This window comes from Streptomyces sp. NPDC059989, assembly GCF_042736975.1.
Taxonomy (GTDB): Bacteria; Actinomycetota; Actinomycetes; order Streptomycetales; family Streptomycetaceae; genus Streptomyces.
In genome coordinates, this window is record NZ_JBHWUO010000014.1 from 54,543 (window position 1) to 69,620 (window position 15,078).

Consider the following 15,078-nt stretch of genomic DNA (forward strand, 5'->3'; position numbering starts at 1 on the left):
AGTCTGGGGGAGTGCGTGCCAGACCCCGCTCGCCCGGCCTGGCCGACCGGACAGGTCCTAACTGACGGGAGCCTCTGGGTGACGAGCGTCGAAGAGAACACGGACCACACGGCCGACTCGGGACCCAGCGGATACGCCGCGGCCCGGCTGCGACTCCTCCAGGAGGAGTCGCGGTCCGGGCCTTCGCGGCGTTCCGCCCTGGCCGGGCTGACCGACACATGGCTGAACTCCCTGTTCACGACCGCCGTACGGGAGACGGGCGTACGCGGCGCGGCCCTGGTGGCCGTCGGCGGCTACGGGCGGGCCGAACTCTCCCCGCGCAGCGACCTCGACCTGGTGCTGCTGCACGACGGCAAGGCCGAGCCGCGGGCGCTGAGCGCACTGGCCGACCGCATCTGGTACCCGGTGTGGGACCTGGGCCTGGCCCTCGACCACTCGGTACGGACCCCCGGTGAGGCCCGCAAGACCGCCTCCGAGGACCTCAAGGTGCACCTCGGGCTGCTGGACGCCCGGCCGGTCGCGGGCGACGTCGGACTCCTCGCCGGCCTGCGGACCTCCGTCCTCGCCGACTGGCGCAACCAGGCCGTCAAGCGGCTCCCGCAACTGCACTCCCTGTGCCGGGAGCGGGCCGAGCGGGCCGGGGAACTCCGCTTCCTGCTCGAACCCGACCTGAAGGAGGCCCGCGGCGGGCTCCGGGACGTCACCGCGCTGCGGGCGGTGGCGGCGTCCTGGCTGGCCGACGCCCCGCGCGAGGGCCTCGCCGACGCCCGGCGGCGGCTCCTGGACGCGCGGGACGCGCTGCACCTGGTGACCGGCCGGGCCACCGACCGGCTCTCCCTCCAGGAACAGGACCAGGTCGCCGCGCAGCTCGGGCTGCTCGACGCCGACGCACTGCTCCGCGAGGTGTACGAGGCCGCGCGGGTCGTCGCGTACGCCGCCGACGTGACCTGGCGGGAGGTGGGGCGCGTGCTGCGGGCGCGCGCCGCCCGGCCGCGGCTGCGGGGGCTGCTGGGCACCCGGGGCGCCCCGGCGGTCGAGCGGGCGCCGCTGGCCGAGGGGGTCGTGGAGTCCGACGGCGAGGCCGTACTGGCCCTGGCCGCGCGCCCCGACCGCGATCCGGTGCTCGCGCTCCGGCTCGCCGCGGCCGCAGCGCAGGCGGGTCTTCCCGTATCGCTGCACGCCCTGCGCAGGCTCGCCGCGCAGGCCAAACCGCTCCCGGTGCCGTGGCCGGCGGAGGCCAGGGAACAGCTGCTGACGCTGCTGGGCGCGGGGGAGCCGACGGTGGCCGTGTGGGAGGCCCTGGAGGCGGAGGGCCTGATCACCCGGCTGCTGCCCGACTGGGAACGGGTGCGCTGCCGTCCGCAGCGCAATCCCGTCCACACCTGGACGGTGGACCGCCACCTGATCGAGACGGCGGTCCGCGCCTCGGCCCTCACCCGCCGGGTCGGCCGCCCCGACCTGCTGCTGATGGCCGCCCTCCTGCACGACATCGGCAAGGGCTGGCCGGGGGACCACTCGGTGGCCGGCGAGACGATCGCGCGCGACGTCGCCGTACGGGTCGGCTTCGACGCGCAGGACGTCGCCGTACTGGGCACCCTCGTACGGCACCACCTGCTGCTGATCGACACCGCGACCCGGCGCGACCTGGACGACCCGGCCACGGTCCGCTCGGTCGCCGAGGCCGTGGGCTCGGTGGGCACGCTGGAGATCCTGCACGCCCTGACGGAGGCGGACGCCCTGGCCACCGGGCCGGCGGCCTGGAGCGCGTGGCGGGGATCGCTCGTCGCGGACCTCGTCGGGCGGGTCGCCGCCGTCCTGCGCGGCACGGCCCCGGCGGCGCGGGAGCCGGAGATCGCGACCACGGAACAGGAACGCCTGGCCGTGGAGGCCATGCGGACCGGAGAGCCGGTGCTCGCGCTGCACGCCCGGCAGGAGGAGGACGCCGTCGGCGTGGAGCTGGTCGTGGCCGTCCCCGACCAGCCGGGGGTCCTGCCGGCGGTGGCCGGGGTGCTGGCCCTGCACCGCCTCACGGTCAGGGCGGCCGACCTGCGCTCCATGGAGCTCCCGGACCGGCTGGGCGAGGTCCTGGTGCTGCGGTGGCGGGTGGCGGCCGAGTACGGATCGCTGCCGCAGGCGGCGCGGCTGCGGACCGACCTGATCCGCGCCCTGGACGGCTCGCTGGACGTCCCGGCGAAGCTGGCGGACCGGGAGGCGGCCTATCCGCGCCGGCGGGGCGTGGTCCCGCCGCCGCCGCGGGTCGCGGTGGTCCCGGACGTCTCCTCGCTGGCCACGGTCCTGGAGGTCCGGGCGCCGGACGCGGTGGGCCTGCTGCACCGGATCGGGCGGGCCCTGGAGTCCCGCGGCGTCCGGGTCCGCAGCGCGCACGTCTCCACGCTGGGTGCCAATGCGGTGGACACGCTGTACGTCACGTCTCCTGACGGCAAGCCGCTGGATGCAGCGGAGGCGGCCACCCTGGCCGGGGCGGTGACGTCGGCCCTGACGTAGCGGGTGCGGCCGCTGCGCGGGGCTGGTCCCCTACCCGCCCTTCCACCGTTCCCTGAGGCTCCGCCCCAGACCCCGTACGTGCGCTCCGCGCCCGTGCCCTCAAACGCCGGGCACATCCAGCCCCTCCGGCGTTTGAGGAGCGGGGTGCGGGGCGGAGCCCCGGTTCCGTAGCCGCACCTGTGCACTCACGCGGGCAAAATCAAGCCTCCCCGGCGTTTGAGGGGCGGGGTCCGGGGGCGGCGCCCCGGGGAATGCCGCCCGCAGGGCCGGATGGGCGGCGGGGCCGGATACCCTGGGGGACGACCACCACGCCCCCGACCCGAGGAATCGCGACCACCGTGTTCGATACGCTCTCCGACCGCTTGGCGAATACCTTCAAGGGCCTGCGCGGCAAAGGCCGGCTGTCCGAGGCTGACATCGACTCCGCGGCCCGGGAAATCCGTATCGCCCTCCTCGAGGCCGACGTCGCCCTCCCGGTCGTCCGTTCCTTCATCTCGAACGTCAAGGAGAGGGCTCGCGGCGAGGAGGTCAGCAAGGCGCTGAACCCCGGCCAGCAGGTCCTCAAGATCGTCAACGACGAGCTCGTGACGATCCTCGGCGGCGAGACCCGGCGGCTGCGCTTCGCCAAGACCGCCCCCACCGTGATCATGCTGGCCGGTCTCCAGGGTGCCGGTAAGACCACCCTCGCCGGAAAGCTCGGCCTCTGGCTGAAGGGGCAGGGCCACACCCCGCTCCTCGTCGCGTGCGACCTCCAGCGCCCCAACGCCGTCAACCAGCTCTCCGTCGTCGCCGACCGCGCGGGCGTGGCCTTCTACGGCCCCCAGCCGGGCAACGGCGTCGGCGACCCGGTCCAGGTCGCCAAGGACTCCATCGAGTACGCGCGGACCAAGCAGCACGACATCGTCATCGTCGACACCGCCGGCCGCCTCGGCATCGACCAGGAGCTGATGCAGCAGGCCGCGGACATCCGCGACGCCGTCAGCCCCGACGAGATCCTCTTCGTCGTCGACGCCATGATCGGTCAGGACGCGGTCAACACCGCGGAGGCCTTCCGTGACGGCGTCGGCTTCGACGGCGTCGTGCTCTCCAAGCTCGACGGCGACGCCCGCGGCGGTGCCGCGCTCTCCATCGCGCACGTCACCGGCAAGCAGATCATGTTCGCCTCGAACGGCGAGAAGCTCGACGAGTTCGACGCCTTCCACCCGGACCGCATGGCGGGCCGGATCCTCGACATGGGTGACATGCTCACCCTCATCGAGCAGGCCGAGAAGACCTTCTCGCAGGCCGAGGCCGAGAAGATGGCGGCCAAGCTCGCCAAGGGCCCCAAGGAGTTCACGCTCGACGACTTCCTGGCCCAGATGGAGCAGGTCCGGAAGATGGGCTCCATCTCCAAGCTGCTCGGCATGCTCCCCGGCATGGGTCAGATCAAGGACCAGATCAACAACATCGACGAGCGCGACGTGGACCGCACCGCCGCGATCATCAAGTCGATGACCCCGGCCGAGCGCCAGGACCCGACGATCATCAACGGCTCGCGCCGCGCCCGTATCGCCAAGGGTTCCGGCACCGAGGTCAGCGCCGTCAAGTCCCTCGTCGAGCGGTTCTTCGACGCCCGCAAGATGATGTCCCGCATGGCCCAGGGCGGCGGCATGCCGGGCATGCCCGGCATCCCCGGGATGGGCGGCGGCCCCGGCCGGCAGAAGAAGCAGGTCAAGCAGGCCAAGGGCAAGCGCAAGAGCGGCAACCCGATGAAGCGCAGGGAAGAGGAGGCCGCAGCCGCGGCCCGCCGCGAGCAGGGCCCGCAGGCGGTCGAGCCCGCGGCCGGCGGCAACCCCTTCGGCCTTCCGGCCGGGGGCGGCCAGCCGGGCCAGGACTTCGACCTTCCGGACGAGTTCAAGAAGTTCATGAAGTAGTACCCGCTCAGGCGGGCAGCGAAGGGCCCCGGTCGTGATCCTCGTGATCCTACGACCGGGGCCCTCTGCTTTCTGTGGGGCAACGGGTGGATTTGTCGCTTATCGTCGGCCGGGAGGACGGCAGAAGGAGGCACTCGTGCCCAGCCCCACCCCCGTACCGCCGCGCGACCGGGCCGATACGCCCTGGCGCTCCGAGGGCGCGCCGCCCACCCCTCCGCCCAAGAAGAAGATGCCGGGCTGGCGCTGGCTCATCCTTTCCGCCCTGATCGTGTACCTGGTCACCAACCTGGTGCTGTCCTTCTTCAACGAGGGCGACGAGCCGACGATCTCGTACACGGAGTTCAGCAAGCAGGTCGCCAACGGCAACGTCTCGAAGATCTACTCCAAGGGCGACGCCATCCAGGGCCAGCTGAAGGCCAAACAGCCGGTACCCGACGGCGGCAAGGGCGACTACACCAAGTTCGTCACCCAGCGCCCCGCCTTCGCCGACGACGACCTCTGGGCCGACCTCACCAAGCAGAACGTGAACGTGACCGCCTCCCCGGTCGTCGAGCAGCGCAGCTTCCTGGCCAACCTGCTGCTCTCCCTCGCCCCGATCCTGCTGCTGGTCCTGCTGTGGGTGTTCGTCGCCCGCCGGATGGGCGCGGCCATGGGCGGCGGCCTCGGCGGGCTGGGCCGCAAGGCACCGCCCAAGCCGGTGGAGCTGGAGGAGGGCGCCCAGCGCACCACCTTCGAGGACGTGGCGGGCATCGACGAGGTCGAGGGCGAGCTCAACGACGTCGTCGACTTCCTCAAGAACCCCCAGGCCTACCGGAAGCTCGGCGCCCGGATGCCCGGCGGCGTGCTCCTGTCCGGCCCGCCCGGCACCGGCAAGACCCTGCTCGCCCGGGCGGTCGCGGGCGAGGCCGGAGTGCCGTTCTTCTCCGCCTCCGCGTCCGAGTTCATCGAGATGATCGTCGGCGTCGGCGCCTCACGGGTGCGCGAACTCTTCAGCGAGGCGCGCAAGGTGGCCCCCGCGATCATCTTCATCGACGAGATCGACACCATCGGGCGGGTGCGGGGCGGCGGCGCGGCCATGGGAGGCCACGACGAGCGCGAGCAGACCCTGAACCAGATCCTCACCGAGATGGACGGCTTCTCCGGCTCGGAGGGGGTGGTCGTCCTTGCCGCCACCAACCGGGCCGACGTCCTGGACCCCGCCCTGACCCGGCCCGGCCGCTTCGACCGCACGGTGGTCGTCTCCCCGCCCGACCGGGGCGGCCGCGAGGCCATCCTGCGCATCCACACCCGGGACATCCCGCTCGCCCCGAGCGTCGACCTCGCCCAGGTGGCCCGTACCACCCCCGGAATGACCGGCGCCGAACTGGCCAACCTGGCCAACGAGGCCGCGCTGCTGGCCGTCAAACGCCGGCAGGACCAGGTCACCCAGTCCGACCTGTCCGACGCCCTGGAGAAGGTCCAGCTCGGCGCCGAACGGTCCCTGGTCATGCCGCTGGAGGAGCGCCGCCGCACCGCGTACCACGAGAGCGGCCACGCCCTCCTGGGCATGCTCCAGCCGGGCGCCGACCCGGTCCGCAAGATCACGATCGTGCCCCGCGGCCGCGCCCTCGGCGTCACCCTCTCGACCCCGGACGCCGACCGGTACGCGTACACCGAGGAGTACCTGCGCGGCCGCATCATCGGCGCGCTCGGCGGCATGGCCGCCGAGCACGTCGTCTACGACGTCATCACCACGGGCGCGGAGAACGACCTCGAACAGGTCACCAACATCGTCCGGGGCATGGTCGGCCGCTGGGGCATGAGCGAACGCGTCGGCAAGCTCACCGCCATCCCGTCCGACGGCGGCGGCCCGTACGGCCTGTCCGCCGCCCCCGCCACCCTCGACGCGGTGGACCACGAGATGCGGCGGATCGTCGACGAGTGCTACATGGAGGCCTGCCGCCTCCTGCGCGAACACCGCCCCCAGCTCGACGCCCTCGCCGAGGCCCTGCTCGCCAACGAGACCCTGGACGAGGCGGCCGCCTACGCCGCCGCCGGGATCACCCGCCTGACGAAGAGCCACGACATCGACTGACCGGGACCGGTTAGGCCACCCGGGCGATCACATACCGGAAGATGTTCGGCAGCCATACGGCCCCGTCGGGCCGCTCGTACGGGTGAAGGGCCTCGGCCAGTTCCTTCTCCGCGAGCGCGGGATCCGCCGCGCCGTCGTAGAGGCGGGTCGACAGCAGCCCGCGCACGGCGCTGTCCACGTCCGCGTACCCGAACGGGCAGAACACCCGCCCCGAACCGTCCGGCCACAGCCCCGCCCCCTCCACCAGCGCGTCCAGGTCCCGGGGCGCGGGCCCGCCGCCCAGCACCGACGGCACCGTGCAGCGCTCCGCCGGACCCCAGTCGGCCAGCACCACGGCGCCGCCCCGCCGGACCGCAGGCAGGGCCGCGGCCAGGGCCGCCGGGTCGGGGGAAAAGGCCAGCAGGGCGTCGTACGGCCGGTTCGCCGGCGGCGCCGTGGGCGGCGCCGCCAGCACCTCCAGCAGCCGTTCACGGGCCAGCGCCCGCCGCGCCGGATCCGTCTCCACACCCGTGGCCACGGCTCCCCGCCCGGCCGCGAGCAGCAGGGGCAGCCCGGCCCCGCAGTCGAGGCCGAGCAGCCGGTCGCCCGGCCCGACCTCCAGCCGGTCGTAGACCGCCTCGTACAGCGGTACCAGCATCCGTTCCTGGATCTCCGCCCAGTCCCGGGCGACGAGCGTGGCCGTCGGCATCGGTGTCATCGAAAGAGCGCTCCTGATTCCGTGTCGCCCCCTTGCCCCCGTTGCCAGAGAACTCCCCATTCGCGCCCGCGTCCAGAGGAGCGCGCCACCCGATTCACGCTCGGCGCGCCGGGCGCCGTACCATTCGCGCCATGGCAAAGGCACCCGTTCTCACCCCGCAGGCGGAGGATTTCCCCCGCTGGTACCAGGATCTGATCAACAAGGCCGAGCTGGCCGACAACGGTCCGGTCCGCGGCACCATGGTCATCCGACCGTACGGCTACGGCCTGTGGGAGCGGATGCAGCAGGAGATGGACGCGCGGATCAAGGACGCGGGCGCCCAGAACGCGTACTTCCCGCTGTTCATCCCGCAGTCGTACCTGACGAAGGAAGCGGAGCACGTCGAGGGCTTCGCCCCCGAGCTCGCGGTCGTCACGCACGGCGGCGGCAAGGAGCTGGAAGAGCCGGTCGTCGTCCGGCCCACCTCCGAGACGATCATCAACGACTACTTCTCCAAGTGGGTCCAGAGCTACCGCGACCTGCCCCTGCTGATCAACCAGTGGGCCAACGTGGTCCGCTGGGAGATGCGCCCGCGCGTCTTCCTCCGTACGAGCGAGTTCCTCTGGCAGGAGGGCCACACGGCCCACGCCACCTACGAGGACGCCCGCGACTACGCCGCCCGCATCCACACGGACGTCTACGGCGACTTCATGACGAACGTGCTCGGCATCGACGTCGTGCTCGGCCGCAAGACCGCCAAGGAGCGCTTCGCCGGCGCCATCAACACCCTCACCCTCGAGGGCATGATGGGCGACGGCAAGGCCCTGCAGCTGGGCACGAGCCACGAGCTCGGCACCAACTTCGCCAAGGCCTTCAACACGCAGTACCTGTCGAAGGAAGGCAAGCAGGAGCTCGTCTGGCAGACCTCGTGGGGCGTTTCGACCCGCATGGTCGGCGGCCTGATCATGTCCCACGGCGACGACAACGGACTGCGCGTTCCGCCGCGTCTGGCGCACGTCCAGGTCGTCGTCATGGCGATCAAGGGTGACGAGGCCGTCGCGAAGGTCCGCGAGCTGGGCGCGCAGCTGAAGGCCGCGGGCCTCCGCGTGCAGGTCGACGACCGCGTGGACACCCCCTTCGGCCGCCGCGCCGTGGACTGGGAGCTCAAGGGCGTACCGGTCCGCATCGAGATCGGCCCCCGCGACCTGGAGGCCGGCACCGCGATGCTGGCCCGCCGGATCCCCGGCGGCAAGACCCCGGTGCAGATCGACGCGCTCGCCGACCTGCTGCCCAAGGTGCTCGACGAGGACCAGGCGCAGCTGCTGCGCGAGTCCCGCGAGCGCCGTGAGGCCCGTACGTCCGACGTCGCCACCATCGAGGAGGCCGCCGAGGCCGCCATCGCCGGCGGCTGGGCGCGCATCCCGTGGGCCGACCTCGGCCCGGAGGGCGAGGCCAAGCTGGCCGAGCAGGCCGTCTCCGTGCGCTGCCTGATCGCCGCCGACGGGTCGGTCCCGGAGACGGACGACGCCCCCGGCACCCTCGCGATCGTCGCGCGCTCGTACTAGTCGCAGGCCCAGCCCCGGCAGCGCGGCCGTGCCGCGCCGCCGGGGCTGTGACCGTCGTTGGTACTCCTTACGTACCGACTCCTCCTGAGATGGACGCACCCGTCCTCGTCAGGACGCATCAGAGTGAACTGACTGGTACGTGCAAAAAATTTGGAATGGCCCGGAATCGGAACACCGGGGCACCTCGGCTCGTTGTCACGACGTGAGCACGACACCACCTGTTCTCGCCGCAGAGCTGGCGCAGGCGTGGGCCGACATTCAGCGGTACCACCCCGAGCTGCCTGACCTTGCCGCGCCCGAGTCCCTGATCGGAGAGTCCTCGTCCGCCTGTGGCGCCGAACTCTCCTTCGAGCGACTGCTGCACGAGGCAGTCCACGGAATCGCCGCCGCCCGCGGGGTCCGAGACACCTCGCGCGCCGGCCGCTACCACAACCGCAGATTCCTCGCGATCGCCGAGGAGATGGGGCTGGACCACTCCGAAGAGCCGCACGCGAGCAGCGGCTTCTCGCTGGTCACGCTCAATCCCGAGGCGAAGCGCCGCTACCGCCCGACCATGGAGCGGCTCCAGCGGGCCCTGAAGGCCCACACGGCCGCCACGGCCGCCGACACCAAGCGCAGCTTCCGCGGACCGGCCGCCCGGCACGGGTCCTCCGGCGGCGGCGTGCGGGTCAAGGCGGTGTGCGACTGCGGGCGCAACGTACGGGTGGTCCCCTCCGTGCTCGCCCAGGCGCCCATCGTGTGCGGCGGCTGCATGAAGCCGTTCCGCATCCCGGAAGTGGCGGTCGCGGCCGTAGCGTCCTGATCCGGGCCGGCTGCCGTGCCGAGGAGTCCGATGCACCGCCTGCGGCTCGGCGCGCCGCAGGCGTATGGCACAATGGACAGCTGTACTCGACAGTCGCATAGGACCCCTCTCTCCTCCGGCTGACGCGTCCATCGGGCACCCGAGTACCGCAACCCCACGTGGCATCTCATGTGCCCAACCACGTCAAGTTCAGGAGACACCACTCCAGTGGCAGTCAAGATCAAGCTCAAGCGCCTCGGCAAGATTCGCCAGCCGCACTACCGCATCGTCGTCGCCGACGCCCGCACCCGCCGTGACGGTCGCGCGATCGAAGAGATCGGTATCTACCACCCGACGTACAACCCGTCGCGCATCGAGGTCAACGCCGAGCGTGCGCAGTACTGGCTGTCCGTTGGCGCCCAGCCCACCGAGGCTGTGCTCGCCATCCTGAAGCTGACCGGTGACTGGCAGGCCCACAAGGGTCTCCCCGCCCCCGCGCCGCTGCTGCAGCCGGAGACGAAGGAGAGCAAGCGTCGCTCCTTCGACGAGTTCGCCAAGGCCCTCGAGGGCATCGGCGAGGGCAAGGGCGAAGCCATCACGCAGAAGGCCAAGAAGGCCGACAAGAAGGCGGACGAGGCTGAGGCCGCCGACGCCGAGTCGACCGAGGCCTGATCATGCTCGAGGAGGCTCTTGAGCACCTCGTGAAGGGCATTGTGGACAACCCCGACGATGTGCAGGTCGCCTCGCGCAACCTGCGCCGCGGACAGGTGCTCGAGGTCAGGGTTCACCCCGACGACCTCGGCAAGGTGATCGGCCGCAACGGCCGCACCGCGCGTGCTCTGCGTACCGTCGTGGGCGCCATCGGCGGCCGGGGGATCCGCGTCGACCTCGTCGACGTGGACCAGGTCCGCTGAGCAGTTGATACACCGGCACGGGCCGGGGAGGGCATTCGTGCCCGCCCCGGCCCGTCGTCGTCTGAACAGGAGAGAGACAGTGGAGCTGGTAGTCGCGCGGATCGGCCGCGCCCACGGCATCAAGGGTGAGGTCACCGTCGAGGTGCGCACGGACGAGCCGGAGCTGCGGCTCAGCCCCGGTGCCGTGCTCAAGACGGAGCCCGCGGCGGCGGGACCGCTGACCATCGAGACGGGCCGGGTGCACAGCGGCCGGCTCATGCTCCGCTTCGCAGGCGTCAAGGACCGCACCGGGGCCGAGGCGCTGCGCAACATCCTGCTGATCGCCGAGGTGGACCCCGCGGAGCTGCCGGAGGAGGAGGACGAGTACTACGACCACCAGCTGATGGACCTGGACGTGGTCCTCGCCGACGGCACCGAGATCGGCCGGATCACCGAGATCTCCCACCTGCCCTCGCAGGACCTGTTCATCGTCGAGCGGCCGGACGGCTCCGAGGTGATGATCCCGTTCGTGGAGGAGATCGTCGCCGAGATCGACCTGGAGGAGCAGCGGTGCGTCATCACCCCGCCGCCCGGGCTGATCGACGAGCGCGAAGCGATCATCGACTCCACGCGTGACGAGGCCGGGGAAGACGCCTGATGCGTCTCGACGTCGTCACGATCTTCCCCGAGTACCTGGAACCGCTGAACGTCTCCCTCGTCGGCAAGGCGCGGGCCCGCGGCCAGCTGGACGTGCACGTCCACGACCTGCGGGACTGGACGTACGACCGGCACAACACCGTCGACGACACCCCGTACGGCGGCGGCCCCGGCATGGTCATGAAGACCGAGCCGTGGGGCGAGGCCCTGGACCAGGCGCTGGCCGACGGCTACGAGGCGGGCGCGCACGGGCCCGTCATGGTGGTCCCCACGCCCAGCGGCCGGCCCTTCACCCAGGAACTGGCCGTCGAGCTCTCCGAGCGGCCCTGGCTGATCTTCACGCCGGCCCGCTACGAGGGCATCGACCGCCGCGTCATGGACGAGTACGCCACGCGCATGCCGGTGTACGAGGTCTCCATCGGCGATTACGTGCTGGCGGGCGGCGAGGCCGCCGTCCTGGTGGTCACCGAGGCCGTGGCCCGGCTGCTGCCCGGGGTGCTCGGCAACGCCGAATCCCACCGCGACGACTCCTTCGCGCCCGGCGAGATGGCGAACCTGCTGGAGGGGCCCGTCTACACCAAGCCCCCCGTGTGGCGCGGCCGCGACATCCCCGAGGTGCTGCTCAGCGGCCACCACGGCAAGATCGCCCGCTGGCGCCGGGACGAGGCCTTCCGCCGCACCGCGCAGCACCGCCCGGACCTGATCGAGCGCTGCGAGGCCGCCGCCTTCGACAAGAAGGACCGGGAGATGCTCTCCATCCTGGGCTGGAAGCCGTCCGCCGACGGCCGATTTTGGCTCAGGCCGCAGGCCGTGGAAGAATAGGCGGCTGCTGTGTGCTCGTGGACGCCCCTGCCACAGGGGGACCGTCGTCCGCGGAGTGGCACGGCTCCCGAATTCTCTACGGAAACCCGCACTGGCGACCTGTGGCGTCATGCGAAGAAAGCAGACGAAGAACATGTCTCACCTGCTCGATGGCGTCAACGCCGCCGCGCTCCGCTCGGACGTCCCGGCCTTCCGCCCGGGTGACACGATCAACGTGCACGTCCGCGTGATCGAGGGCAACCGCTCCCGTATCCAGCAGTTCAAGGGCGTAGTCATCCGCCGCCAGGGCGCCGGTGTCTCCGAGACCTTCACGGTCCGCAAGGTCTCCTTCAGCGTCGGCGTGGAGCGTACCTTCCCGGTCCACTCCCCGATCTTCGAGAAGATCGAGCTCGTCACCCGCGGTGACGTGCGCCGCGCCAAGCTGTACTACCTCCGTGAGCTCCGCGGCAAGGCCGCGAAGATCAAGGAGAAGCGCGACAACTGAGGTCCCCTTCGGGGTCACGGGATGGCCGGATAGGCTCGCTCCCGATGGACACCGAAGCACCTCACACGGAACGCGGCCACTCTTCCCCTCGCGAGGGGGAGGAGCGGTCGCGTTTCGCTTTTTCGGGGACCCGTGCTTTTTCGGGGACCCGTGCGCTTTCAGGGACCCGCGCCCGCGCGCTGTCGGGAACCCGCGCGTCCTCGGCCGTCCGGCGGCCGCTGACCCTGCGGCGGGCCGGAGTGCTGGGCGTGGTCCTCACCGCCTTCCTGCTGCTGCTCAGCAACTTCGTGGTCCAGCCCTTCCTGATCCCGAGCCGCTCGATGGAGCCGACGCTCCAGGTCGGGGACCGGGTCCTGGTCAACAAGTTGGCGTACCGTTTCGGCGACCGGCCGCGCCGGGGGGACCTGGTGGTCTTCGACGGCACGGGATCCTTCGTACGGGAACGGCCCGAGGGCAATCCGATCGGTACGGTCCTGCACGGCGCGGCCTCGGCGCTCGGCCTCGCGGAGCCCTCCGACACCGACTTCGTGAAGCGGGTCGTGGGCGTCGGCGGGGACGACGTGGTGTGCTGCGACGCCGCCGGCCGGGTGGAGGTCAACGGTGTTCCGCTGGAGGAGCCGTACCTGTACCCCGGCAACGCTCCCTCGAAGGTGCCCTTCCGGATCGTCGTACCCCTGGGCACCCTGTGGGTGATGGGTGATCATCGTGCCCAGTCCCGGGACTCCCGGGACCACCTGGGGGAACCGGGCGGGGGAATGGTGCCGGTGGAGAAGGTGATCGGGCGGGCCGACTGGATCGGCTGGCCGGTCTCGCGCTGGGGTGCCGTCGGCGGCGGTCATGGGTAGCCGGGGGCGGCCGCGGCGCGAGCGGGAGCCCGAGCCGGAGCCGGAACCCGTCCCGGTCGCCGAGGGCGGCCGGGCCGAGCGGCGCCGGCTGGCCCGCAGGGTGCGGCGGCGCCGCCGTACGCGCCGCGCGGGCGAGCTGCCCCTGCTGGTGGCGGTGGCCCTGTTGATCGCCCTGCTCCTCAAGACCTTCCTGGTGCAGGCCTTCTTCATCCCGTCGGGCTCCATGGAGCAGACCATCCGGATCGGCGACCGGGTCCTGGTGGACAAGCTGACCCCGTGGTTCGGCTCCGAGATCGAGCGCGGCGACATCGTCGTCTTCAAGGACCCCGGCGGCTGGCTCAAGGGCGAGGCGGCCAGGCCCGCTCCCGACCCGGTCGGCGTCAAGCAGGTCAAGCAGGCCCTGACCTTCATCGGCCTGCTGCCCTCGGCCGACGAGCAGGACCTGATCAAGCGGGTCATCGGGGTCGGCGGGGACACCGTCAAGTGCTGCGACGCCAAGGGCCGGGTCTCCGTCAACGGCTCGCCGCTCGATGAGCCGTACGTGAACCCCGGCAACGCTCCGTCGGAGATCCCCTTCGAGGTGAAGGTGCCGGAGGGCCGGCTCTTCGTCATGGGCGACCACCGGGCGAACTCGGCCGACTCCCGCTACCACCTCGACGAGGCCTTCGAGGGCACCATCGACGAGAACGGGGTCGTGGGCGAGGCCGTCGTGATCGCCTGGCCGTACGCGCACTGGCGCCGCCTGGAGCAGCCCGCGACCTTCCGGATGGTGCCCGATCAGGCGCGGCGCGAGGGACGCGCCCGTCGGCGGCGCCGCAGTGACGTGCCGGTCGCATAGTGTGTCCTGGGTCTCCCGAGCCCTAGGGAACTCCCGCTCGTTAGGGGAGGGGAGGGCCCGTGTCCGATTCGGCGCGGGCGGCGAATTCCGAGTGAGGAGTGGATGTGGGGGATGTGGCGGTAGGCGCACGATCCGGACGCGACGAAGGCGAGGAGCGGCCGGACGATGCCGTCAAGCGCGAGGCCGAGGAGGACGGCGGCACCAAGGCGCGCCCGCACCGCTCCTTCTGGAAGGAGCTCCCGCTCCTCATCGGTATCGCCCTGCTGCTGGCCCTGCTGATCAAGACCTTCCTGGTGCAGGCGTTCTCGATCCCGTCCGACTCGATGCAGGACACCCTGCAGCGCGGGGACCGGGTCCTGGTGGACAAGCTGACCCCGTGGTTCGGCTCCGAGCCCGAGCGCGGTGAGGTCGTGGTCTTCCACGACCCCGCGAACTGGCTGTCCGGGGAGCCCACCCCGGAGCCGAACTTCGCGCAGAAGGCCCTCAGCTGGATCGGCCTGATGCCGTCCGCCGAGGAGAAGGACCTGATCAAGCGGACCATCGCCATCGGCGGAGACACGGTCGAGTGCAAGAAGGGGGGACCGGTCGTCGTCAACGGCAAGGAGCTCGACGAGCCGTACATCTTCCCCGGCAACACCGCCTGCGACGACGCCCCCTTCGGTCCGATCACCGTGCCCAAGGGCAAGATCTGGGTGATGGGCGACCACCGGCAGAACTCCCAGGACTCCCGCTACCACATGCAGGACTCCACCCAGGGCTTCGTTCCGGTCGACGACGTCGTCGGGCGGGCCGTGGTGGTCGCGTGGCCGATCACCCGCTGGTCCACCCTGCCGATCCCGGACACCTTCGACCAGCCGGGCATCGGCAACCAGACCAAGGCCGCCGCGCTCGGACTCGGGGCCTCCGGACTGGCTCCGGTCGGACTGGGCCCGGCCGCGCTCGGCCTGACGGGCGCCGTGCCGCTCGTCATGTGGCGCCGGCGGAAGCTGACCCGGGGCCGTACCGCCGGGTAGGGTGCGCCCAGG

13 protein-coding genes and 1 pseudogene are annotated in these 15,078 nt (G+C 71.7%); 13 read left to right on the forward strand and 1 reads right to left on the reverse strand.

Annotated features, from left to right (window positions below; translation table 11 throughout):
* The first annotated feature begins 78 nt into the window (after positions 1–78).
* From ACFWBN_RS14975 to ftsH, 3 genes are all read left to right on the forward strand, one after another.
* Positions 79–2,505, forward strand: a complete 2,427-nt coding sequence (locus tag ACFWBN_RS14975) for a [protein-PII] uridylyltransferase (protein WP_385176291.1) — start codon at positions 79–81, stop codon at positions 2,503–2,505.
* Positions 2,506–2,843: 338 nt separating this feature from the next.
* A complete protein-coding gene (gene ffh / locus ACFWBN_RS14980) occupies positions 2,844–4,418 on the forward strand; it encodes a signal recognition particle protein (RefSeq protein WP_385176294.1) in 1,575 nt (524 codons plus the stop codon).
* 136 nt (positions 4,419–4,554) lie between these two features.
* Positions 4,555–6,492: an ATP-dependent zinc metalloprotease FtsH gene (gene ftsH / locus ACFWBN_RS14985; protein ID WP_385176297.1), complete on the forward strand. Its 1,938-nt coding sequence runs from the start codon at positions 4,555–4,557 to the stop codon at positions 6,490–6,492.
* Between the two features lie 10 nt (positions 6,493–6,502).
* Here ftsH and ACFWBN_RS14990 read toward each other — a convergent pair whose 3' ends face one another.
* A complete protein-coding gene (locus ACFWBN_RS14990; RefSeq protein ID WP_385176300.1) occupies positions 6,503–7,189 on the reverse strand; it encodes a methyltransferase type 11 in 687 nt (228 codons plus the stop codon).
* A 131-nt stretch (positions 7,190–7,320) separates the two neighbouring features.
* Here ACFWBN_RS14990 and proS point away from each other — a divergent pair, with 131 nt between their 5' ends.
* From proS to lepB (ACFWBN_RS15040), 10 genes and pseudogenes are all read left to right on the forward strand, one after another.
* Positions 7,321–8,733, forward strand: coding sequence for a proline--tRNA ligase (proS, locus tag ACFWBN_RS14995; RefSeq protein ID WP_385176303.1), 1,413 nt, complete (start codon positions 7,321–7,323; stop codon positions 8,731–8,733).
* Positions 8,734–8,935: 202 nt separating this feature from the next.
* On the forward strand, positions 8,936–9,535 hold the full coding sequence (locus tag ACFWBN_RS15000) for a hypothetical protein (RefSeq protein ID WP_385176306.1): 600 nt from the start codon (positions 8,936–8,938) through the stop codon (positions 9,533–9,535).
* A 207-nt stretch (positions 9,536–9,742) separates the two neighbouring features.
* Entirely contained in the window at positions 9,743–10,186 is a 444-nt protein-coding gene (rpsP, locus tag ACFWBN_RS15005) for a 30S ribosomal protein S16 (RefSeq protein ID WP_385176309.1), read from the forward strand.
* A 2-nt stretch (positions 10,187–10,188) separates the two neighbouring features.
* The gene (locus tag ACFWBN_RS15010) at positions 10,189–10,428 is read left to right on the forward strand and encodes an RNA-binding protein (protein WP_007266827.1); all 240 of its coding nucleotides are present in this window, start codon (positions 10,189–10,191) and stop codon (positions 10,426–10,428) included.
* A gap of 79 nt (positions 10,429–10,507) precedes the next feature.
* Positions 10,508–11,065 carry a ribosome maturation factor RimM gene (rimM, locus tag ACFWBN_RS15015; protein ID WP_385176313.1) on the forward strand — a complete coding sequence of 186 codons (558 nt, stop codon included), beginning with the start codon at positions 10,508–10,510 and terminating at the stop codon, positions 11,063–11,065.
* Positions 11,065–11,886: a tRNA (guanosine(37)-N1)-methyltransferase TrmD gene (gene trmD / locus ACFWBN_RS15020; protein ID WP_385176316.1), complete on the forward strand. Its 822-nt coding sequence runs from the start codon at positions 11,065–11,067 to the stop codon at positions 11,884–11,886. Before rimM ends, trmD begins: the two co-directional genes overlap by 1 nt.
* 133 nt (positions 11,887–12,019) lie before the next feature.
* Positions 12,020–12,370 (forward strand): 50S ribosomal protein L19, encoded by a 351-nt coding sequence (rplS, locus tag ACFWBN_RS15025; RefSeq protein ID WP_073911044.1) that lies wholly within the window; start codon positions 12,020–12,022, stop codon positions 12,368–12,370.
* Positions 12,371–12,414: 44 nt separating this feature from the next.
* A complete protein-coding gene (lepB, locus tag ACFWBN_RS15030) occupies positions 12,415–13,215 on the forward strand; it encodes a signal peptidase I (RefSeq protein WP_385176319.1) in 801 nt (266 codons plus the stop codon).
* Positions 13,208–14,246, forward strand: a pseudogene (gene lepB, locus ACFWBN_RS15035) (signal peptidase I); the annotation flags it as partial. The gene lepB (ACFWBN_RS15030) and the pseudogene lepB (ACFWBN_RS15035), both read left to right, overlap by 8 nt.
* Entirely contained in the window at positions 14,167–15,066 is a 900-nt protein-coding gene (gene lepB / locus ACFWBN_RS15040; protein ID WP_385176322.1) for a signal peptidase I, read from the forward strand. The pseudogene lepB (ACFWBN_RS15035) and the gene lepB (ACFWBN_RS15040), both read left to right, overlap by 80 nt.
* The last annotated feature ends 12 nt before the right edge of the window (positions 15,067–15,078 follow it).

Bases quoted from the DNA above. Each gene is read 5' to 3' on its own strand.
- ACFWBN_RS14990 (WP_385176300.1), bottom strand. From the start codon at position 7,189: ATGACACCGATGCCGACGGCCACGCTCGTCGCCCGGGACTGGGCGGAG.
- trmD (WP_385176316.1), top strand. From the start codon at position 11,065: ATGCGTCTCGACGTCGTCACGATCTTCCCCGAGTACCTGGAACCGCTG.
- ACFWBN_RS15010 (WP_007266827.1), top strand. From the start codon at position 10,189: ATGCTCGAGGAGGCTCTTGAGCACCTCGTGAAGGGCATTGTGGACAAC.
- rplS (WP_073911044.1), top strand. From the start codon at position 12,020: ATGTCTCACCTGCTCGATGGCGTCAACGCCGCCGCGCTCCGCTCGGAC.
- proS (WP_385176303.1), top strand. From the start codon at position 7,321: ATGGCAAAGGCACCCGTTCTCACCCCGCAGGCGGAGGATTTCCCCCGC.
- lepB (WP_385176319.1), top strand. From the start codon at position 12,415: ATGGACACCGAAGCACCTCACACGGAACGCGGCCACTCTTCCCCTCGC.